The organism is Streptomyces sp. SID5910, from assembly GCF_009862125.1.
Taxonomy (GTDB): domain Bacteria; phylum Actinomycetota; class Actinomycetes; order Streptomycetales; family Streptomycetaceae; genus Streptomyces.
Map to the genome: position 1 here is coordinate 1 of NZ_WWHX01000122.1, position 15,991 is coordinate 15,991.

Annotated in this window: 16 protein-coding genes and 1 tRNA gene; 9 read left to right on the plus strand and 8 right to left on the minus strand. The window is 74.4% G+C overall.

The window, feature by feature from the left end:
- From GTW67_RS04480 to mnhG, 7 genes are all read left to right on the plus strand, one after another.
- Positions 1–74, plus strand: a tRNA-Pro gene (locus GTW67_RS04480).
- Positions 75–278: 204 nt separating this feature from the next.
- Positions 279–3,194 (plus strand): Na+/H+ antiporter subunit A, encoded by a 2,916-nt coding sequence (locus GTW67_RS04485; RefSeq protein ID WP_161163490.1) that lies wholly within the window; start codon positions 279–281, stop codon positions 3,192–3,194.
- Positions 3,191–3,970 (plus strand): Na(+)/H(+) antiporter subunit C, encoded by a 780-nt coding sequence (locus tag GTW67_RS04490; protein WP_161163491.1) that lies wholly within the window; start codon positions 3,191–3,193, stop codon positions 3,968–3,970. The genes GTW67_RS04485 and GTW67_RS04490 overlap by 4 nt, the downstream gene beginning before the upstream one ends.
- Entirely contained in the window at positions 3,967–5,601 is a 1,635-nt protein-coding gene (locus tag GTW67_RS04495) for a Na+/H+ antiporter subunit D (RefSeq protein WP_161163492.1), read from the plus strand. Before GTW67_RS04490 ends, GTW67_RS04495 begins: the two co-directional genes overlap by 4 nt.
- Positions 5,598–6,197, plus strand: a complete 600-nt coding sequence (locus GTW67_RS04500) for a Na+/H+ antiporter subunit E (RefSeq protein WP_161163493.1) — start codon at positions 5,598–5,600, stop codon at positions 6,195–6,197. The genes GTW67_RS04495 and GTW67_RS04500 overlap by 4 nt, the downstream gene beginning before the upstream one ends.
- Positions 6,194–6,511 carry a monovalent cation/H+ antiporter complex subunit F gene (locus GTW67_RS04505; RefSeq protein ID WP_161163494.1) on the plus strand — a complete coding sequence of 106 codons (318 nt, stop codon included), beginning with the start codon at positions 6,194–6,196 and terminating at the stop codon, positions 6,509–6,511. Before GTW67_RS04500 ends, GTW67_RS04505 begins: the two co-directional genes overlap by 4 nt.
- Positions 6,508–6,873, plus strand: a complete 366-nt coding sequence (gene mnhG / locus GTW67_RS04510) for a monovalent cation/H(+) antiporter subunit G (RefSeq protein ID WP_161163495.1) — start codon at positions 6,508–6,510, stop codon at positions 6,871–6,873. Before GTW67_RS04505 ends, mnhG begins: the two co-directional genes overlap by 4 nt.
- 35 nt (positions 6,874–6,908) lie before the next feature.
- Here mnhG and GTW67_RS04515 read toward each other — a convergent pair whose 3' ends face one another.
- The 8 genes from GTW67_RS04515 to GTW67_RS04550 form a co-directional block, all read right to left on the minus strand.
- Positions 6,909–7,436 (minus strand): NUDIX hydrolase family protein, encoded by a 528-nt coding sequence (locus tag GTW67_RS04515; protein WP_161163504.1) that lies wholly within the window; start codon positions 7,434–7,436, stop codon positions 6,909–6,911.
- 80 nt (positions 7,437–7,516) lie between these two features.
- Positions 7,517–8,662, minus strand: a complete 1,146-nt coding sequence (locus GTW67_RS04520; RefSeq protein WP_161163496.1) for an amidohydrolase family protein — start codon at positions 8,660–8,662, stop codon at positions 7,517–7,519.
- Position 8,663: 1 nt separating this feature from the next.
- Complete coding sequence (locus GTW67_RS04525; RefSeq protein ID WP_161163497.1) at positions 8,664–10,067, minus strand: type I glutamate--ammonia ligase; 1,404 nt, start codon at positions 10,065–10,067, stop codon at positions 8,664–8,666.
- 168 nt (positions 10,068–10,235) lie between these two features.
- The gene (locus GTW67_RS04530) at positions 10,236–11,102 is read right to left on the minus strand and encodes a hypothetical protein (RefSeq protein ID WP_161163498.1); all 867 of its coding nucleotides are present in this window, start codon (positions 11,100–11,102) and stop codon (positions 10,236–10,238) included.
- Positions 11,103–11,418: 316 nt separating this feature from the next.
- Positions 11,419–12,069, minus strand: a complete 651-nt coding sequence (locus tag GTW67_RS04535; RefSeq protein WP_161163499.1) for an HhH-GDP family DNA glycosylase — start codon at positions 12,067–12,069, stop codon at positions 11,419–11,421.
- Positions 12,069–12,401 (minus strand): DUF3140 domain-containing protein, encoded by a 333-nt coding sequence (locus tag GTW67_RS04540; RefSeq protein ID WP_161163500.1) that lies wholly within the window; start codon positions 12,399–12,401, stop codon positions 12,069–12,071. Before GTW67_RS04540 ends, GTW67_RS04535 begins: the two co-directional genes overlap by 1 nt.
- Positions 12,347–12,670 (minus strand): WhiB family transcriptional regulator, encoded by a 324-nt coding sequence (locus GTW67_RS04545; protein ID WP_524539743.1) that lies wholly within the window; start codon positions 12,668–12,670, stop codon positions 12,347–12,349. Before GTW67_RS04545 ends, GTW67_RS04540 begins: the two co-directional genes overlap by 55 nt.
- A 29-nt stretch (positions 12,671–12,699) precedes the next feature.
- Entirely contained in the window at positions 12,700–13,509 is an 810-nt protein-coding gene (locus GTW67_RS04550) for an alpha/beta hydrolase (protein ID WP_161163501.1), read from the minus strand.
- A gap of 200 nt (positions 13,510–13,709) precedes the next feature.
- On the opposite strand from GTW67_RS04550, the gene GTW67_RS04555 reads away from it, so the two are divergent.
- The gene (locus GTW67_RS04555; protein WP_161163502.1) at positions 13,710–14,897 is read left to right on the plus strand and encodes an acetyl-CoA C-acyltransferase; all 1,188 of its coding nucleotides are present in this window, start codon (positions 13,710–13,712) and stop codon (positions 14,895–14,897) included.
- A 60-nt stretch (positions 14,898–14,957) separates the two neighbouring features.
- Positions 14,958–15,991 (plus strand): AMP-binding protein (locus GTW67_RS04560; protein WP_161163503.1); only part of this gene is annotated, 1,034 nt, incomplete at its 3' end.

Sequence of the window (15,991 nt, forward strand, 5' to 3'; positions counted from 1 at the left end):
CGGGACGTGGCGCAGCTTGGTAGCGCACTTGACTGGGGGTCAAGGGGTCGCAGGTTCAAATCCTGTCGTCCCGACTGGATACAGCGGTGGTTCGAGGGGCGGTCCCGGAGAGATCCGGGACCGCCCCTCGGCCGTTCTCCCGCTCCCGTGCCCCCGACCGCGCGGACAGGTGCCCTGGCTCCTTCTGCGGCGTGCCTGGGCGACCCGGCGAGATGCCCGATATATCACTGTCAGGTGTCCTGTCCCTCCGTCGCCCCCGTGCCCCAGCCCGGACCCGCATGACCGCGCTCATCCTCTGCCACTTCGCGCTCGCGCTGTTCGCCGCGCCGCTGGTGCGGTGGTGCGGGACCCGCGCCTTCCTCGTGCTGGCCCTGCCCCCCGCGGCGGCGGCCGTCTGGGCGGCCACCCGATGGAGCACGACCGCCGGGGGCGGCGCCGACACCACCGAGTGGACCTGGCTGCCGGCCTACCGTGTGGACTGGGCGCTGCGACTGGACGCCCTCGCCGAACTCATGGTGCTGCTCGCCGCGGGAGTGGGCACCCTCGTCCTGGTCTACTGCGCCTCCTACTTCGACGACCGGTCGCGGCAGCTGGGCAGGTTCGCCGGGAACCTCCTCGCCTTCGCCGGGGCCATGCTCGGCCTGGTCCTCGCCGACGACCTCGTCCTGCTCTACATCTTCTGGGAACTGACGACCGTCTTCTCCTACCTGCTGATCGGCCAGACCAGCGACCACAAACGGAACCGGCGCAGCGCCCTCCAGGCCCTCACGGTCACCACGCTCGGCGGACTGACCATGCTCGTCGGCTTCCTGATCCTGGGCCACGAGGCCGGCACCTACCGGATCTCGGCGATCCTCGCCGGCCCGCCGCCCGCGTCGGCGGCGCTGTCCACCGCGATCGTGCTGATCCTCGTCGGCGCCCTCTCCAAGTCCGCGATCTGGCCGTTCAGCCTGTGGCTGCCCAACGCCATGGCCGCCCCCACCCCGGTCAGCGCCTACCTGCACGCCGCCGCCATGGTCAAGGCCGGCGTCTACCTCATCGCCCGGCTCGCCCCCGCCTTCGCGGACGTCACCCCCTGGCGGCCGCTCCTGCTCATCCTCGGCTCCGCGACGATGCTGCTGGGCGGCTGGCGGGCCCTGCGCCTGAACGACCTGAAACTCGTCCTCGCGTACGGCACCGTCAGCCAGCTCGGCTTCCTCACCGTCCTCGCCGGCGCGGGTAGCCACGACACCGCCCTCGCCGCCACCGCCATGATCCTCGGCCACGCCCTGTTCAAGGCGCCGCTCTTCCTGGTCACCGGCATCGTCGACCACGCCACCGGCACCCGCGACCTGCGCAAGCTCTCCGGCCTCGGGCGCAGACTGCCCGTCGTGTGCGCCGTCGCCGTCACCGCCGGGCTGTCCATGGCCGCCGTACCGCCGCTGCTCGGCTTCGCCGCCAAGGAGGCCGCCTTCCAGTCCCTCCTGGACGGGGACGCCGCCGACCGGTGGGCGCTCGCCATGACCGTCGTCGGCTCGGCCCTGACCACCGCCTACACCCTGCGCTACCTGTGGGGCGCCTTCGCCCGCAAACCCGGCGTCGAGGACACCGACGCGCACCCCGTCGCCCCGGCCTTCCTCGCGCCGCCCGCCCTGCTGGCCCTGGCCTGCCTCGTCCTCGGGCCCGGCGTCACCTGGCTCCAGGGGCTCCTCGGCACCTACGCCGGGCAGTTCCCCGCACCCGCCCACCCGTACCACCTGGCGCTGTGGCACGGGGCGGGCGCCGCCCTCGGCCTGTCCTGCGCGGCCTGGGCCGGCGGCGTCCTGCTGTTCCTCGCCGCGAGCCCCGTCCTGCGGGCCGGGCAGGCCCTCGCCTGGCGCTCCGCCGACCGGGTCTTCGGCACGTTCCTGCTGGCCCTGGAACGCACCGCCCTCCAGTGCACCGGCTTCGTGCAGCGCGGCTCCCTGTCGGTGTACCTCGTGACGACCATCAGCGTGGTCCTGGCCGGGCAGATCGCCGTCCTCGTCGTGGACGAACCCTGGGCCGGCGTGCCCGCGCCCCGGCTGTGGGACCACCCCGCCCAGGCCGGTGTCGCGGTGCTGACCTGCGCCGCCGCCCTGCTGTGTCTCGGAGTGCGGCGCCGGATGAAGGCGGTCGTGTTCGCCGGGCTCACCGGCTACGGCACCGCGCTGCTCTTCGTCACGCAGGGCGCGCCCGACCTGGCACTGACCCAGTTCTGCGTGGAGACCGTCTCGATGATCGTCTTCGTGCTCGTGCTGCGCCGGATGCCGGTGCGCTTCGAGGAGAACTACAGCCGGTGGCGGCGCGTGGTGCGGATGCCGGTCGCGCTCGCCGGCGGTGCCGCCGTCGCCGTCGTCGTCTGGATCATGGCCGGGCACCGCCGGGCCGAGAGCGCCGGAGCGGCGATGGTCGAGGAGGCCGGCCACCACGGCCTGAAGGACGTCGTCGCGACGATCCTCGTCGACCTGCGGGCCTGGGACACGATGGGGGAGTCCGCGGTGCTCGCCGCCGCCGCGATCGGCGTCACCAGCCTCATCTACCTGCACCGCCGCACCGACGGCGACGAACAGCCCGTACTGCCGCTGCCCGGGGACCATCCGCACGCCGGCCTGCGCACCGCGTGGCGGGCCACTCCCTACGAACTGGCCGGCCTGCCCAGCGGCGACGAGGGCGCGCCGGAGCGGACCTGGCTCGCGGGCAGCTCCACCCTCGCCCCCGAGCGCCGCTCCCTCGTCCTGGAAGTGGTCGCCCGCCTCATCTTCCACCCCATCCTCGTGCTCTCCGTCTACCTGCTGATGTGCGCGGAGAACCTGCCGGGCGGCGGCTTCGTCGGGGGCCTGACCGCCGGCGTCGCCTTCATCGCCCGCTACCTCGCGGGCGGACGGCACGAACTCGCCGACGCCGTGCCCTTCAAGCCGGGCCTGTTCACCGGCCTCGGCCTGTTCGTGTCCACCGCGGTCGCGCTCTCCGGCCTCACCGAGGGCACCGTGCTGCACGGCTGGACCTGGCACGGCCACCTGCCGGTGTGGGGCAAGGCCCACATGTCCACCGCCGTCCTCTTCGACTGCGGCGTCTACCTCCTCGTGCTCGGCGTGGTCCTGGACATCGTGCGGGCCCTCGGCGCCCGCATCGACCGCCAGATCGAACGGGCCGCCGCCCGGCAGGCCCCGCGCGGAGAGGCGGGCCCCGCATGACCGTCAGCCTGTCCCTCCTGGTCGCCGCCGCCGTCCTCAGCGCCGTCGGTGCCAGCCTGCTGCTCACCCGCTCCCTGACCCGGATCCTGCTCGGCGCCGTCGTCCTCGGCAACGGCGTCAACCTGCTGGTCCTCGCCTCGACGGGCAGCGCGGGCGAGGCGCCGCTGCTCTACCCGTACGTCATCCGCAACCGGGTCACCGACCCGCTGCCCCAGGCCATCGCCCTCACCGCGATCGTCATCACCCTCGCCACCACCGCGTTCCTGCTCGCCATGGCCTACCGCAGCCACCAGGTCACCGGCTCCGACGAGATCAGCGACGACACCGAGGACCGGCTGGTCGCCCTGCGCGCCGAGTTCCTGGACCGGCGGGGCGAACTGCGCGACCGCTACCGCGAGGACCGCGCCGACGGAGGCACCAGCCCCGAGCAGCGCGCCCGCTACCGCGCCGCCCGCAAACGGCTGCGCCGCCGGGTCCGCGAGGAACGCGCCTACCAGGCCCGCGCCACCGACGTCTCCGGCAACCTCTGGAACGACATCCTCGGCGCCGACCCCGAGGACTACCGCGAGGGCGAGCAGCGGGGCTCCACCGACGCCGCGGGCCGCCCGGGACCGGCCCCCGCCCGCGTCACCGGGCCCTCCAACGACCCCGAGGAGACCGGCCGCGAGCCCGACTCCCAGCCCGGGGAGGACTCCGGCCACCTGCCGCCCGGTCAGCCCGACCAGCCCGACCAGCCCGACGACCCCGGGGGCGCCGGCAAGGAAGGAACCAGGTGAACGCGCTCGTCCCGCTGCCCGTCCTGCTGCCCCTGTGCGTCACGGGCCTGAAGCTGGCCATCGGCCCCCGCCTCCAGCGGTTCCAGCGCCTCATCAGCCTCGCCGTGCTCGGCGCGGTCCTCGTGCTCTCCGTCATCCTCATGATCGCCGCCGACCGGCACGGACCGCTCAGCGTGCACCTCGGCGACTTCGCGCCGCCGATCGGCATCACCCTCGTCGCCGACCGGCTCGCCGGGCTGATGCTCACCGTGTCCAGCGCCGTCACCCTGCTCGTCAACCTGTACTCGCTCGGCCAGGGCATGGCCGACCGCGACGACCAGACACCCGTCGGCGTCTTCCACCCCGCCTACCTCATCCTCGTGGCGGGCGTCTCCTGCACCTTCCTGGCCGGCGACCTCGTCAACCTCTACGTCGGCTTCGAGATCATGCTCGTCGCGAGCTTCGTGCTGCTCACCATCGGCGGCACCGCGACCCGCATCCGGGCCGGTTCGACGTACGTGATCATCTCGCTGTTCTCCTCGGTGCTCTTCCTCGTCGCCATCGCCATGACGTACTCGGTCGCGGGGACCGTGAACTTCGCCCAGCTCGCGGAGCGGCTCCAGGACGTGCCGACCGGGGTGCGCACCCTGGTGGAGGCCATGCTGCTGACCGTCTTCGCGATCAAGGCGGCGGTGTTCCCGCTCGCGGCCTGGCTGCCCGACTCCTACCCGACCGCGCCCGCACCCGTCACCGCGGTCTTCGCCGGCCTGCTGACCAAGGTCGGCGTGTACTCGATGCTGCGCACCCAGACCCTGCTCTTCCCCGGCCACCGCCTCGCCGACGTGCTGCTGCTCGCCGCGCTCGCCTCCATGGTCGTCGGCATCCTCGGCGCGGTCGCCCAGACCGACCTCAAACGGGTGCTGTCCTTCACCCTGATCAGCCACATCGGCTACATGGTCTTCGGCATCGGGCTCGCCGGCCGGGACTCGATCAGCGCGGCGATCGTGTACGTGGCCCACCACATCACCGTGCAGACCACCCTCTTCCTCGTCGCCGGACTCATCGAGCGGCGCGGCGGCACCACGGAACTCACCCGCCTCGGCGGCCTGGCGAGGACGGCGCCGCTGCTCGCCGTGCTGTTCTTCGTGCCCGCCATGAACCTCGCCGGCATTCCGCCGCTGTCCGGGTTCATCGGCAAGCTCGGCCTGATGCGGGCCGGCGTCGACACCGGCGGCGGCTGGGCGTGGGCGCTGGTCGCCGGGTCCGCCGCCACCAGCCTGCTCACCCTCTACGTCATGGCGAAGGTCTGGAACCTCGCCTTCTGGCGCGACGCCCCGCCCGGGTACGAGGGCGAGGGCGTGGTGCTGGAGTCCGCCGGGGACGAGTCCGGCGACGACACGGACGACGAGGCGACCGGTGCCGGCAGCGACCTGCCGGAGCCGGCCGGTGCCGTGGTCTCCGCCGGGTTCCTGGGGCAGTCCATCGTCACCACCAAGCGGCTGCCCTGGCCGATGCTGGTGGCGACCGGCGCCGCCGTCGGCCTCGGCCTGCTCTACACCGTGCTCGGCGGCCCCCTCACCACCTTCACCGAGGCCGCCGCCACCGAACTGCTCGCCCGTACGCCCTACATCGAGGCGGTGCTCGGCCGATGAGCGACCTCTTCCGCGACCGCTCGCCCTACAGCTGGTCCTTCCGCGTGGGGCGCGGCAGACGCGTGCTCGACCTGCCGCTCGTCGCCTGGCTCACGGTCATCTGGATCCTGCTGTGGGGCACCTGGTCCTGGGGCAACCTCGTCAACGGGATCCTCGTCGCGGTGGGCCTGTGCCTCGCCTTCCCGCTGCCCGCCGTGGACATCGGCCTGCGGCTGCGCCCGCTGGGCATCCTGCGGCTGGCGGCCTACCTGCTCTACGACATGTTCTCGTCCAGCGTCGAGGTCACCCGGCAGATCTTCGCCAAGGGTCCGTACCACGCGGCGGTCGTCGCCGTCCCGCTGCGGGTGCGCAGCGACCTCATGCTCACGGCCACCGCCGTCGCCGTCTCCAACGTCCCCGGCGGCTCCGTGATCGAGGTGCGCCGCTCGACGGCCACCGTCTTCCTGCACGTCCTCGACGCCGACGACCCCGGCGAGATCGAGAGCGCCCAGCGGTCGGTGTGGCGCATGGAGGAACTCGTCGCCCGCGCCTTCGGCACCGCCGAGGACATCGCCCACGCCGCCCGGCCCGTACCGGAAGGGGACACCTCGCCGTGACCACCCTGGACACCGTCGAAGGGGCCATGCTGGCCGCCTCGGCCGTGATGGTCCTCATCGCCGGCGCCCTGCTGCTGTACCGCATCTGGTACGGGCCCTCGATGCTGGACCGCGCGGTCGCACTCGACGTGGCGGCGGCGCTCATCATCGCCGGCATCGCCGTCAAGGCCGCCCACGACGGCGACTCCTTCTACTTCCCCGTGATGCTGGTGCTCGCCTTCCTCGGCTTCACGGGCTCCGTCGGCATCGCCCGGTTCATCGCCGTACGCGACCGGCCCTCGGTGCGGGCGGACGGCACGGAGGACCACCGGTGAACGCCTGGACCGAGGCCGCCGACCTGGCCGGGGCGGTCCTGCTGCTCCTCGGCTGCCTCCAGTGCCTGCTCGGCGTGATCGGGATGCTCCGCTTCCCCGACGTGCTCTCCCGCAGCCACGCCGCCACCAAACCGCAGACCCTCGGGATGCTCCTCGTCCTCGTCGGCGTGGCGCTGCAACTGCGCCACGCCATCGACGTGGGCACCCTGCTGCTCATCGTCTTCTTCCAGTTCCTCACCAGCCCGGTCGCCTCCCACCTGGTGGCCCGCTCCGCCTACCGCACCGGCCAGACGGGGTCCCGGGGCCTGCTGCGGGACGACCTGGACCCGCAGTTGAGCGACGGGGAGCAGCCGGAGGAATAGCGGGGGAGCGGTGGGAGCCGTGGCCCGGGGGGCGCTCAGAGCACGCAGCCCACGTGCGCCAGTGCTTGCTTCAGCAGCACCCCGTGCCCGCCCGGCATCTCGCTCTGCACGGCCTCGGACAGCGCCTCCCGCGGGCTGAACCAGACCAGGTCCAGCGCGTCCTGCCGCGGCCGGCAGTCGCCGGCCACCGGCACCACGTAGGCGAGGGACACCGCGTGCTGCCGCGGGTCGTGGTACGGCGTGACGCCGTGCGTCGGGAAGTACTCGGCCACCGTGAACGGCTGGAGCGAGGACGGCACCCGGGGCAGCGCCACCGGGCCGAGGTCCTTCTCCAGATGCCGCAGCAGGGCGTCGCGGACCCGCTCGTGGTGCAGCACCCGGCCGGAGACCAGGGTCCGGCTGACCGTGCCGTCCGGCCCGATGCGCAGCAGCAGGCCCACACTGGTCACTTCGCCGCTGTCGTCGACGCGCACGGGTACGGCCTCGACGTACAGGATCGGCATGCGTGCGCGCGCCATCTCGAGTTCGTCGGTCGTCAGCCAGCCCGGCGTGGTTTCGGTCATGTCAGACATCGCTTGATCATACTTTCAGCGTCTCGTGCTTCCTGGGCGGCGCTCCGGGACTGTGACCGTCCCCACGCCGCTCAGCCGTCGTCCCCGGGCTCGCCGGGCAGTCCGTACACCCTGCGCGCGTTGTCGCGTCCCGTCCAGCGCGCGATGCGCAGCGCGTCCGGCAGGGCGACCTCGTCGGCGTCCACCCGTTCCTGGAGCAGCCCGGCAAGGCCCTGCCGGAAGGACAGCGCCCCGAGGTGGTGGAACTCGGCCGGACCGCAGGCGTCGGAGCTGTACAGCAGCTTGCGGAACGGCGTGATCTCCAGCGCCTCGGCCAGGATCGCCCCCGCCCGGGCGGGGCCCACGTGGTGCAGGGTGAGGCCCACATCGAGGTACACCCGTTCGAAGACCGCCGACAGGTAGGCCGCCTGCCGCTGGTAGGGCCAGCAGTGCAGCAGCAGGACCGGAATCGTCCCGGCGGTCAGGTGCAGCCAGTCGGTGAGGCGGGCGGGGTCGGCGCGGTGCAGGCGGAGGTCGCTGTCGCCGAACCCGGTGTGCAGTTGCAGCGGCCGCCCCAGGTCGACGGCGGTCCACAGCAGATGCCGTACGAGCACCGGGTCGTCGAGCCGGCCGCCGCGCGCCGACCAGCTCCGGGCGGCCCGCGTCACCTCCTCGGCCGACGGGCGGGCCGGGTCGAGGTCGAAGCCGGTGCGGTAGGCGGCCACCGACTTCACGCCCACCACGCCCGGCCGCCGCACCGCCTCCCACGCGGCCGTGCGGAACGCCTCCGCGTACGCGTCCGGCTCCACACCCCCGGCAGCCACCGCCTCCGCGACGCCCTCCAGCCGGACGATCTCGTACGCCACCGCGTCCGCCGCCGCGGCCAGCTCGGCCGGCGTGGTCGCGGGCCGCGGGGCGTACCCGGTGTCGACGCAGAACACGCCCGTGCCCGCGGCGCGCAGGAACCGCCGGTTCACCTCGGCGGCGCCCAGCTCGGACCGCCGGGCCAGATAGGCGTCCGGCGATGCGTGCCGCGGCAGGTCCAGCAGGGGCGCGCAGTGCCGGCGGACGGCGAGCCCGACGGGGCTGTCGAAGGGCGAGACGCCGGGCCACGCCTCGCCCTCGGTGAGCAGGGACTCGAAGCCCGCCCGGTCCAGGCCGGCGGTGACGGCACCGTGGCAGTGGTGGTCGACCAGGTCCAGGGCGGCCAGGGTCTCGTGGACGGGCCCCGCGGCCATGTCAGTAGACCCAGCGGTAGGCCGCCGCCACCCGGTCGTCGTCCAGCCCGTCGACCGCCGCGATCTCGCCCTGCCGCACGGCGGTCACCGCGTCGGCCAGGACCGGTCCCAGCGCGCTCCGCAGCACCTCGTCAGCGCGGAACGCCTCGACCGACGCCGCGAGCGAGACCGGCAGCCGGCGCACGCCCCGCGCCTCGGCCTCGGCCGCCTCCAGCCGTGCCGGGTCGCCGGTGATCTCCTCCGGCAGGGACGCGCGGGACGCCATGCCGTGCAGCCCGGCGGCGATCACGCAGGCGAGCGCGAGATACGGGTTGGCGGCCAGGTCGACCGGCTTGATCTCCAGGTTCGCCGCCTGGTCGCGCACCCCGGCCGTGCCGGTGACCACGCGCAGGGCCGCTTCGCGGGTCTCCCGGCCCCAGGCGGTGAACACCCCGGCCCACTGGGACGGCCTGAGCCGCAGCCGGCTGGCCGGGCTGGGCGCGGTCACCGCGGTGAGCCCGGGCAGGCGGGCGAGCACCCCGGCGACCAGCGACTCGGCGTCGGCCGTCATGCCGTACCGGCCCGCACCGCCCGCGTGCAGGTTCCTCCCGTCCCGCCACGCCGAGAGATGCAGGTGCCCGCCGTTGCCGACGCCCTGCGCCGACACCGCGGGGGAGAAGGAGACCCGCATCCCGTGCCGCTGGGCCACCGCCCGGATCGTCTGGCGCACCAGGACACTGCGGTCGGCCGCCGCCACCGGGTCGAGGGCGCCCACCGAGACCTCGAACTGCCCCGCCGCGTACTCGGGATGCAGCTGCTCCACGTCCACGTCCTGCGCCGCGAGGGCGGCCAGCAGATCGGCGGCGCAGTCGCTCAGCCCGACCTGCCGGGTCGCGCCGTACGCCGGGCCCGTGACCGCGGGCACGAAGGTGTCGTCGGGAGCGTCGCCCCGGCCGAGGACCCACTCGATCTCGACGGCGGCCCGGAAGGTGACCCCGTGCCGTTCGGCGGCCTCCGCCACCAGCCGGCGCAGCACGGTCCGCCCGCACGCCGGATGCGGCTCGCCCTCCTGCGTGATCCGGTCCACCGGCGCCCACGCCCAGCCGGGCTGCGCCGCGAGGACGGTCAGCCGGTCGAGGTCGGGGTAGAGGCGCAGATCGCCGTCCGGAGAGCCGAGGACGTCCGTGGTGACGATCGAGTCGTTCGCGAGGAAGGTGTCGAACACCGGGGACATCCCGACGCCCCAGGCCGCGGCCGAGGCGAGCTTCGCGGTCGGCACGGTCTTCACCCGGCCGATCCCCGCGGTGTCGACGTACGCCAGGACGACACCGTGGACGCCCCGCCCGGCCAGCTCGCCGCTCAGCGAGGCGGCCCGGGCGATGTCGCCGGGCCGTCCGCCGGGGACGGGGTCGGCAAGGTCGGTCATACGTCCTCCCTGACGGGACGGCATGCGGTGCCCACCGGGCTTCGCGCGTGCGCCGCCCGTCGCGGACCATTGTGCCGCCCGGTTGATCACGGTGTCCCGGGATTGGGCGAGGGCGCGCACGGCGACGCCCCGCGCCCGAGGACGCGGGGCGGGTGCTGCGCGGCGCGGTCAGTCGAGGTTTCCGGGCTGCGGGGAGGGGGTCTTGCCCGCCAGGACGGTCTGGAGCCGTTCGGTGCCCTGTCGCGTCGCCTGCTGCACGGAGTCGGTCTCGGCGCCGCTCAGGCCGCCGCCCGTGACGGCGACGGCGTTGATGCCGACGCGCACGGCGGCGATGTCCAGGGTGAGGGTCGCCGGGTTGCCGTCGGCCGTGCCCTGCACGGTCACGTGCACGCCCTGGCGGGTGTCGCCCACCTCCGGCACGGAGGCCTCGGTCACCTGGACCGTCCGCTTGTCGCCCGAGTCGCCGGTCGCCGTGAACTGGGCGCAGTCCTGCGGCAGCGTGGCCAGCCACTTCAGGGAGGTGTTCAGCTGGGTGCGGTTGTAGGCGGCGACCTGCTCCAGCAGACGGGAGTCGCCCTGCTCGAAGCCGGTGAGCGCCGACGCCCCGGACGGCGTGCCCAGCAGGTCGCCGGAGTAGAGCCGGTCGAGCAGCTGCTGGCACTTCGCGGCGTCGGCCTTCCCGGAGAGGAAGTCGGACACGTCGACCTTGCCGACGAGCAGGTTGTCGTGCCACTTGTCCGCGCCCTGCACCTGGTTCCAGTCGTCCTCCACGTCCGCCTCCGTGATCAGCGCGGCCTTGGCGCCGGACTCGGTGAGGGCCGAGGCCGTGGCGGAGCCGGTCGGGGAGCCGGTGGGCGCCTCGCGCACCGCGTCCCGCTCGACGGCGGGCGACGCGGCCCGGGCCTCCTCGGCGGCGGTGTCCGAGGCGGAGCCCGACCCGCCGCCGTCGTCCGAGCAGGCCGCCGTGGTCAGCAGCGCGCCGGCCGCGAGCGCGGAGGCGAGGAGACGGACGGGGTGGGACGGACGACGGCTCATCGCGGATGCCTCCTGGAGGACGTGGCACGGTGTCCTCAGGGCATCACCGGGGCGGTGGGGCCACCAGCGCACGGGACCGTCCGGGTGACGGCGCGACCACCGGCCGCGAGGCCGGGACCGTGCCGGGACGCCGCCGCGGTGCGGCCCCCGCCCCGAGCGGTCGATCCGACCTGGGCGTGCGGCACCCGGCGGCCGGCCGGCGGGGGCGTGCGGTGTCTCGGCCGTCGGGGCGGTGCGGGCGTGCGGCGTGCGGTGCTCCGGGTGTCGGGCCGGCGTAGGAGTGCGCCGCCCCGGGCGTCGGGGGCGGCGCGGCGGTTCAGCCGGCGCGGTCCTCGGCGTCGCGCACCGTGTCCTTGTCCACCGCCGCGCGTACCAGGGCGGCGGCCAGGACGGCCGGTTCCGTCCCGTCGGCGAGGTCGAGCAGCCGGCCCGCGTCCTCGGGCAGGCCGAGGCGCTTCGCGCCCTGGAGGGCCTTGCCGTCGAGGCAGGGGCCCGCCTCCGGCCAGACCCGCTGGACCTCGCGCAGGAAGATGTCCGCGCCGGCCGGTCCCACGCCGGGGAACTCCTGGAGCAGGCGGCGCAGTTCGGACACGTCGCCGTCCGCCTCCTTACGGAGCCGGCGCAGATCCCCGCCCCACCGGTCGAGCAGCAGCCCGGCACCGTCGCCGAGCTGTGCGGCGGTGCGCTCGTCGTAGCGCCGGTAGCCGCCCCGGCCCAGCGCGTCCACCCGCTCCTGCCAGTCCGCGTCGGCCATCCGGCGCGGGTCGCCGAGTCCGGCGTCGGCGAGGGCCCGGGCGGTCGCCACCGCGATCGAGCCGCGGATGCGGGCGCTGAGCAGGTGGGCGAGGACCAGCAGCCGGTACAGCGGCTGCGGGGTGTCCTTCAGCGCGATGCCCGCCTCCTCGGCGTACGTCTGCCCGTGCGCGTCGACGAGTTCCCGTACGACGCGCTCGTCGTGGCCGGCCACTACGGCTTCAGCGGGTCGTGGCCGACCGTCATCAGCCGGTGCCTGAGCCGCGTGTCGTCGGCCCGGGGCTCGTTCTCCAGGTCGGTCTGCGAGGTCACGGTGTCCACGACCTTGCGCATCGCGCGGAGGTCGTCCTCCGTGAGGTCCGTGCGCCGTTTCTGGAGGATCGCCAGGACGTGCTGCCCCAGTGGCGGGCCGGCGTCGTCCGGCAGCGGTTCGGTCACCTCGCCGGAGTCCCGTACCCGGAGCCAGTCCGCGAGTTCGGCGGACGTCATGTTCACCACGCGGTGGAAGTCCTCCCACAGCGCGTCGAGTTCGAGGGCGTCGGCCATGGTGCCCCTCTTTCGTCGTGCGGATGTTCCCGGCGGAGCAGAGCGTCGCGTTCCTCCTCGCAGGTGCCGCCCCACACGCCCGACGCCCGGCCCATGTCCAGGGCCAGCGCCAGGCACTGGGTGCTCACCGGGCACCGGGCGCAGACGCGCTTGGCGGCCGCGATGTCCCGCAGGGCCGGTCCGGTCGTGCCCACCGGGAAGAACAGTTCGGGGTCCTCATCCACGCAGGCGGCGCGGCGCAACCACTCCATGGGGGCGCGGGTGCCCATGGGGCACAGGGGCAAACGCCCCCGGCCGGTCAGCGGGCGAGCACGCCGTCCAGGAAGCGCGTGACGTCCGCGAACACCTCCGCCCGGTTCGTCTCGTTGAAGACCTCGTGCCGGGCGCCCGGGTAGATCCGCTCGGTGAGGTCGCCGCCGCTGAGCTGTTCGACGCCGGCGCGGCTGCCGGGCAGCGGCACCAGCCGGTCGTCGTCGCCGTGCACCCACAGCAGCGGGAGGCGGCCCACGTCGCCGCCCTTCGCGACGGTCTCCAGCGTCCGCACGAACGCCTCCAGCGTCGGCCGCTTCATCGGGCCGTGCCACACCAGCGGGTCCGCCGCGTACGCCGCGCCGACCGCGGGGTCCCGGGAGAGCGAGGACGGGCTGATCGGGGTGTCGGGGATCTCGTCCAGGGCGAGCAGCCGGCGCGGCAGCTCCCAGTCGCCGATGACCGGGCCGGACAGCACCAGCGCGGTCAGGCCCTCGGGGTGGCGCTGCGCGTAGCGGGAGGCGATCAGGCCGCCCATGGAGTGGCCGAGGACGACGACGGGCAGGCCGGGGCGGGCGGCCCGGGCGAGTTCCGCGACGGCGTGCACGTCGGTGACGACGTCCTCGAAGTCCTCGATCAGCACCCGCTCGCCCTCCGACGCGCCGTGCCCGACGTGGTCGGGACCGTAGAGGGCCGCGCCGTGGGACGTCAGGACGCCGGCCACCTCCTCGTAGCGGCCGGCGTGCTCGCCGTAGCCGTGGATCAGGAGCACCGTGTACCGGGGCCGCTCGGCGGACCACTCGCGGACGGTGATCCGCCCGCGGGTTCCGGACAGGGTGTGCTCGCGGGTCTCGGGCATGTCTCCTCCAGCTGCGTCGGTGCAGGTGACCGGGAGGATCTTCCCAGGGAGGCGGCCCGAGGTCTATAGTCCAAAACTAGCAGTGCTAATTTCGTCTGCGGGCACGAAGCAAGCCCGCGGCGATGCAGGAAGAAGGCTCGCGGAGGCCGGCCGGCGGCACACCGCCCGGCGGCCGAGCGACGACGGTCAGGAGTCACCACGTGCGTCCCGTCCACTTCGCGGCCGCCCGCCGCACCCCGATCGGCAAGCTGCGCGGCGCCCTGTCCGGCGTGCGGCCCGACGATCTCGCCGCCGCCGTGATCCGCGGCCTGGTCGCCGGCGTGCCCGCGCTCGACCCTGCCCGCATCGACGACGTGTACTGGGGCGCCGCCAACCAGGCCGGCGAGGACAACCGCAACGTCGCCCGCATGGCCGCCCTCCTCGCCGGACTGCCCGAGACCGTGCCCGGCGCCACGGTGAACCGGCTGTGCGCCTCCGGCCTCGAAGCCGTCACCGCCGCCGCCCGCACCATCGCCGCGGGCGAGGCCGACATCGTGCTCGCCGGCGGCTCGGAGTCGATGAGCCGCGCCCCCTTCGTCCTGCCCCGCCCCGACGAGGCCCTGCCGCACCGCATGGAGACCGCCGACACCCGGCTCGGCTGGCGCCTGGTCAACCCGGCGATGAAGGACCTGCACGGCCTGCTGGCCATGGGCGAGACGGCCGAGGAGGTCGCCGCGCGGTACGGCGTGTCGCGCGAACGGCAGGACGCGTTCGCCCTGCGCAGCCACCGCCTCGCCGCCGAGGCCCGCAAGAACGGCCACTTCGACGCCGAGCTGCTGCCCGTCGAGCGCCCGGACGGCGTGGTCGTGGACGCCGACGAGTGCGTCCGCGAGGACACCTCCCTGGAGAAGCTGGGCCGCCTCAAGCCAGTCTTCCGGGCCGGCGGCACGGTCACCGCGGGCAACGCCTCCCCGATGAACGACGGCGCCGCCGGCCTCCTGCTGGTCAGCGAGGAGGCGCTGAACGACCTGGGCCTGGAGTCGCTCGGCCGCTATGTGGCCGGCGGCTCGGCGGGCGTCCACCCGGACGTCATGGGCATCGGCCCGGTCCCCGCCACCCGCAAGGTCCTCGGCCGCGCCGGCTGGAGCGTCGACGACCTCGCGGAGGCCGAGTTCAACGAGGCGTTCGCCGCCCAGGCCCTCGCCTGCGTCGACCAGCTCGGCATCGACCCCGGCCTGGTCAACCCCACCGGCGGCGCCATCGCGCTGGGCCACCCGCTCGGCTGCTCCGGCGCCCGCATCCTCACCACCCTGCTCCACCGCATGCGGCGCACCGGCGCCGGCCGAGGGCTGGCCACCATGTGCGTCGGCGTGGGTCAGGGCAGCGCGGTGCTCGTCGAGCGGCCGTAGCCGCGCGCAGGTCACCGCCACCCCTTCGCAGAGCCGCAGCAAGGAACGGAGCAACACCCCATGGCAACCCTCTCCGTCGCCGCCATCCTCGCCGAGAACGCCCGGCGCCGCCCCGACAAGGAGGCACTGGTCGAGGGCGACCTGCGGCTGACCTTCGCCGAGGTGTGGCAGCGGGCCCGCGCCCAGGCGGGGGCCCTGGTGGACCTGGGCGTCCGGCCGGGGGACCGGGTCGCCCTGATGGCGCCGAACACCGCCGACTTCCCGCAGGCGTACTACGCGATCGCCGCGGCCGGCGCCGTCGTCGTCCCGGTCCATCTGCTGCTGTCCCCGGCGGAGGTCGGGCACGTCCTCACCGACAGCGGCGCGACCCTGCTGCTGGTGCATCCGGCGCAGGCGGAGACCGGGGCGGCCGCCGCACGGGAGGCCGGGGTGCGGGTCGTCGTCCTCGGCGACGAGCTCGGCAAGCTCGCCGCGGACGCCGAACCGCTGCCCTCGTACGTGACGCGGGACGCCGACGACCCGGCCGTCGTCTTCTACACCAGCGGCACCACCGGCGTGCCCAAGGGCGCCGTGCTCAGCCACTTCAACCTGGTGATGAACGCGACCGTCAACGCCTTCGACGCCAACGACATCCGCCCCGACGACATCGCGCTCGGCGCGCTGCCGCTGTTCCACGCCTTCGGCCAGACCGTCTCCCTCAACTCCACCTGGCGGGCCGGGGCCACCCTCGTGCTGCTGCCCCGCTTCGACGCGGCGCGCGCGATCGAGCTGATGGTGCGGGAGAACGTCAACACCTTCCACGGGGTGCCCACCATGTTCGTCGCCCTCGCCGCCGCGGCGGCCGGCGCCGGCGCCCTGCCCGAGCTGCGGGTGTGCGTCTCCGGCGGCGCCTCACTGCCCGTCGCCGTGCTTGAGCGCTTCGAGGAGGCCTTCGGCGCCAAGATCTACGAGGGGTACGGGCTGTCCGAGACCTCGCCGGCGGCGGCCGTCAACCAGCCGGTGTTCGGCGCGAAGCCCGGCACCATCGGCCACCCGCTGTGGGGCGTGGACGTCGAGATCGCCCGCGCGGACGCCGAGGACCGCGTCGAACTGCA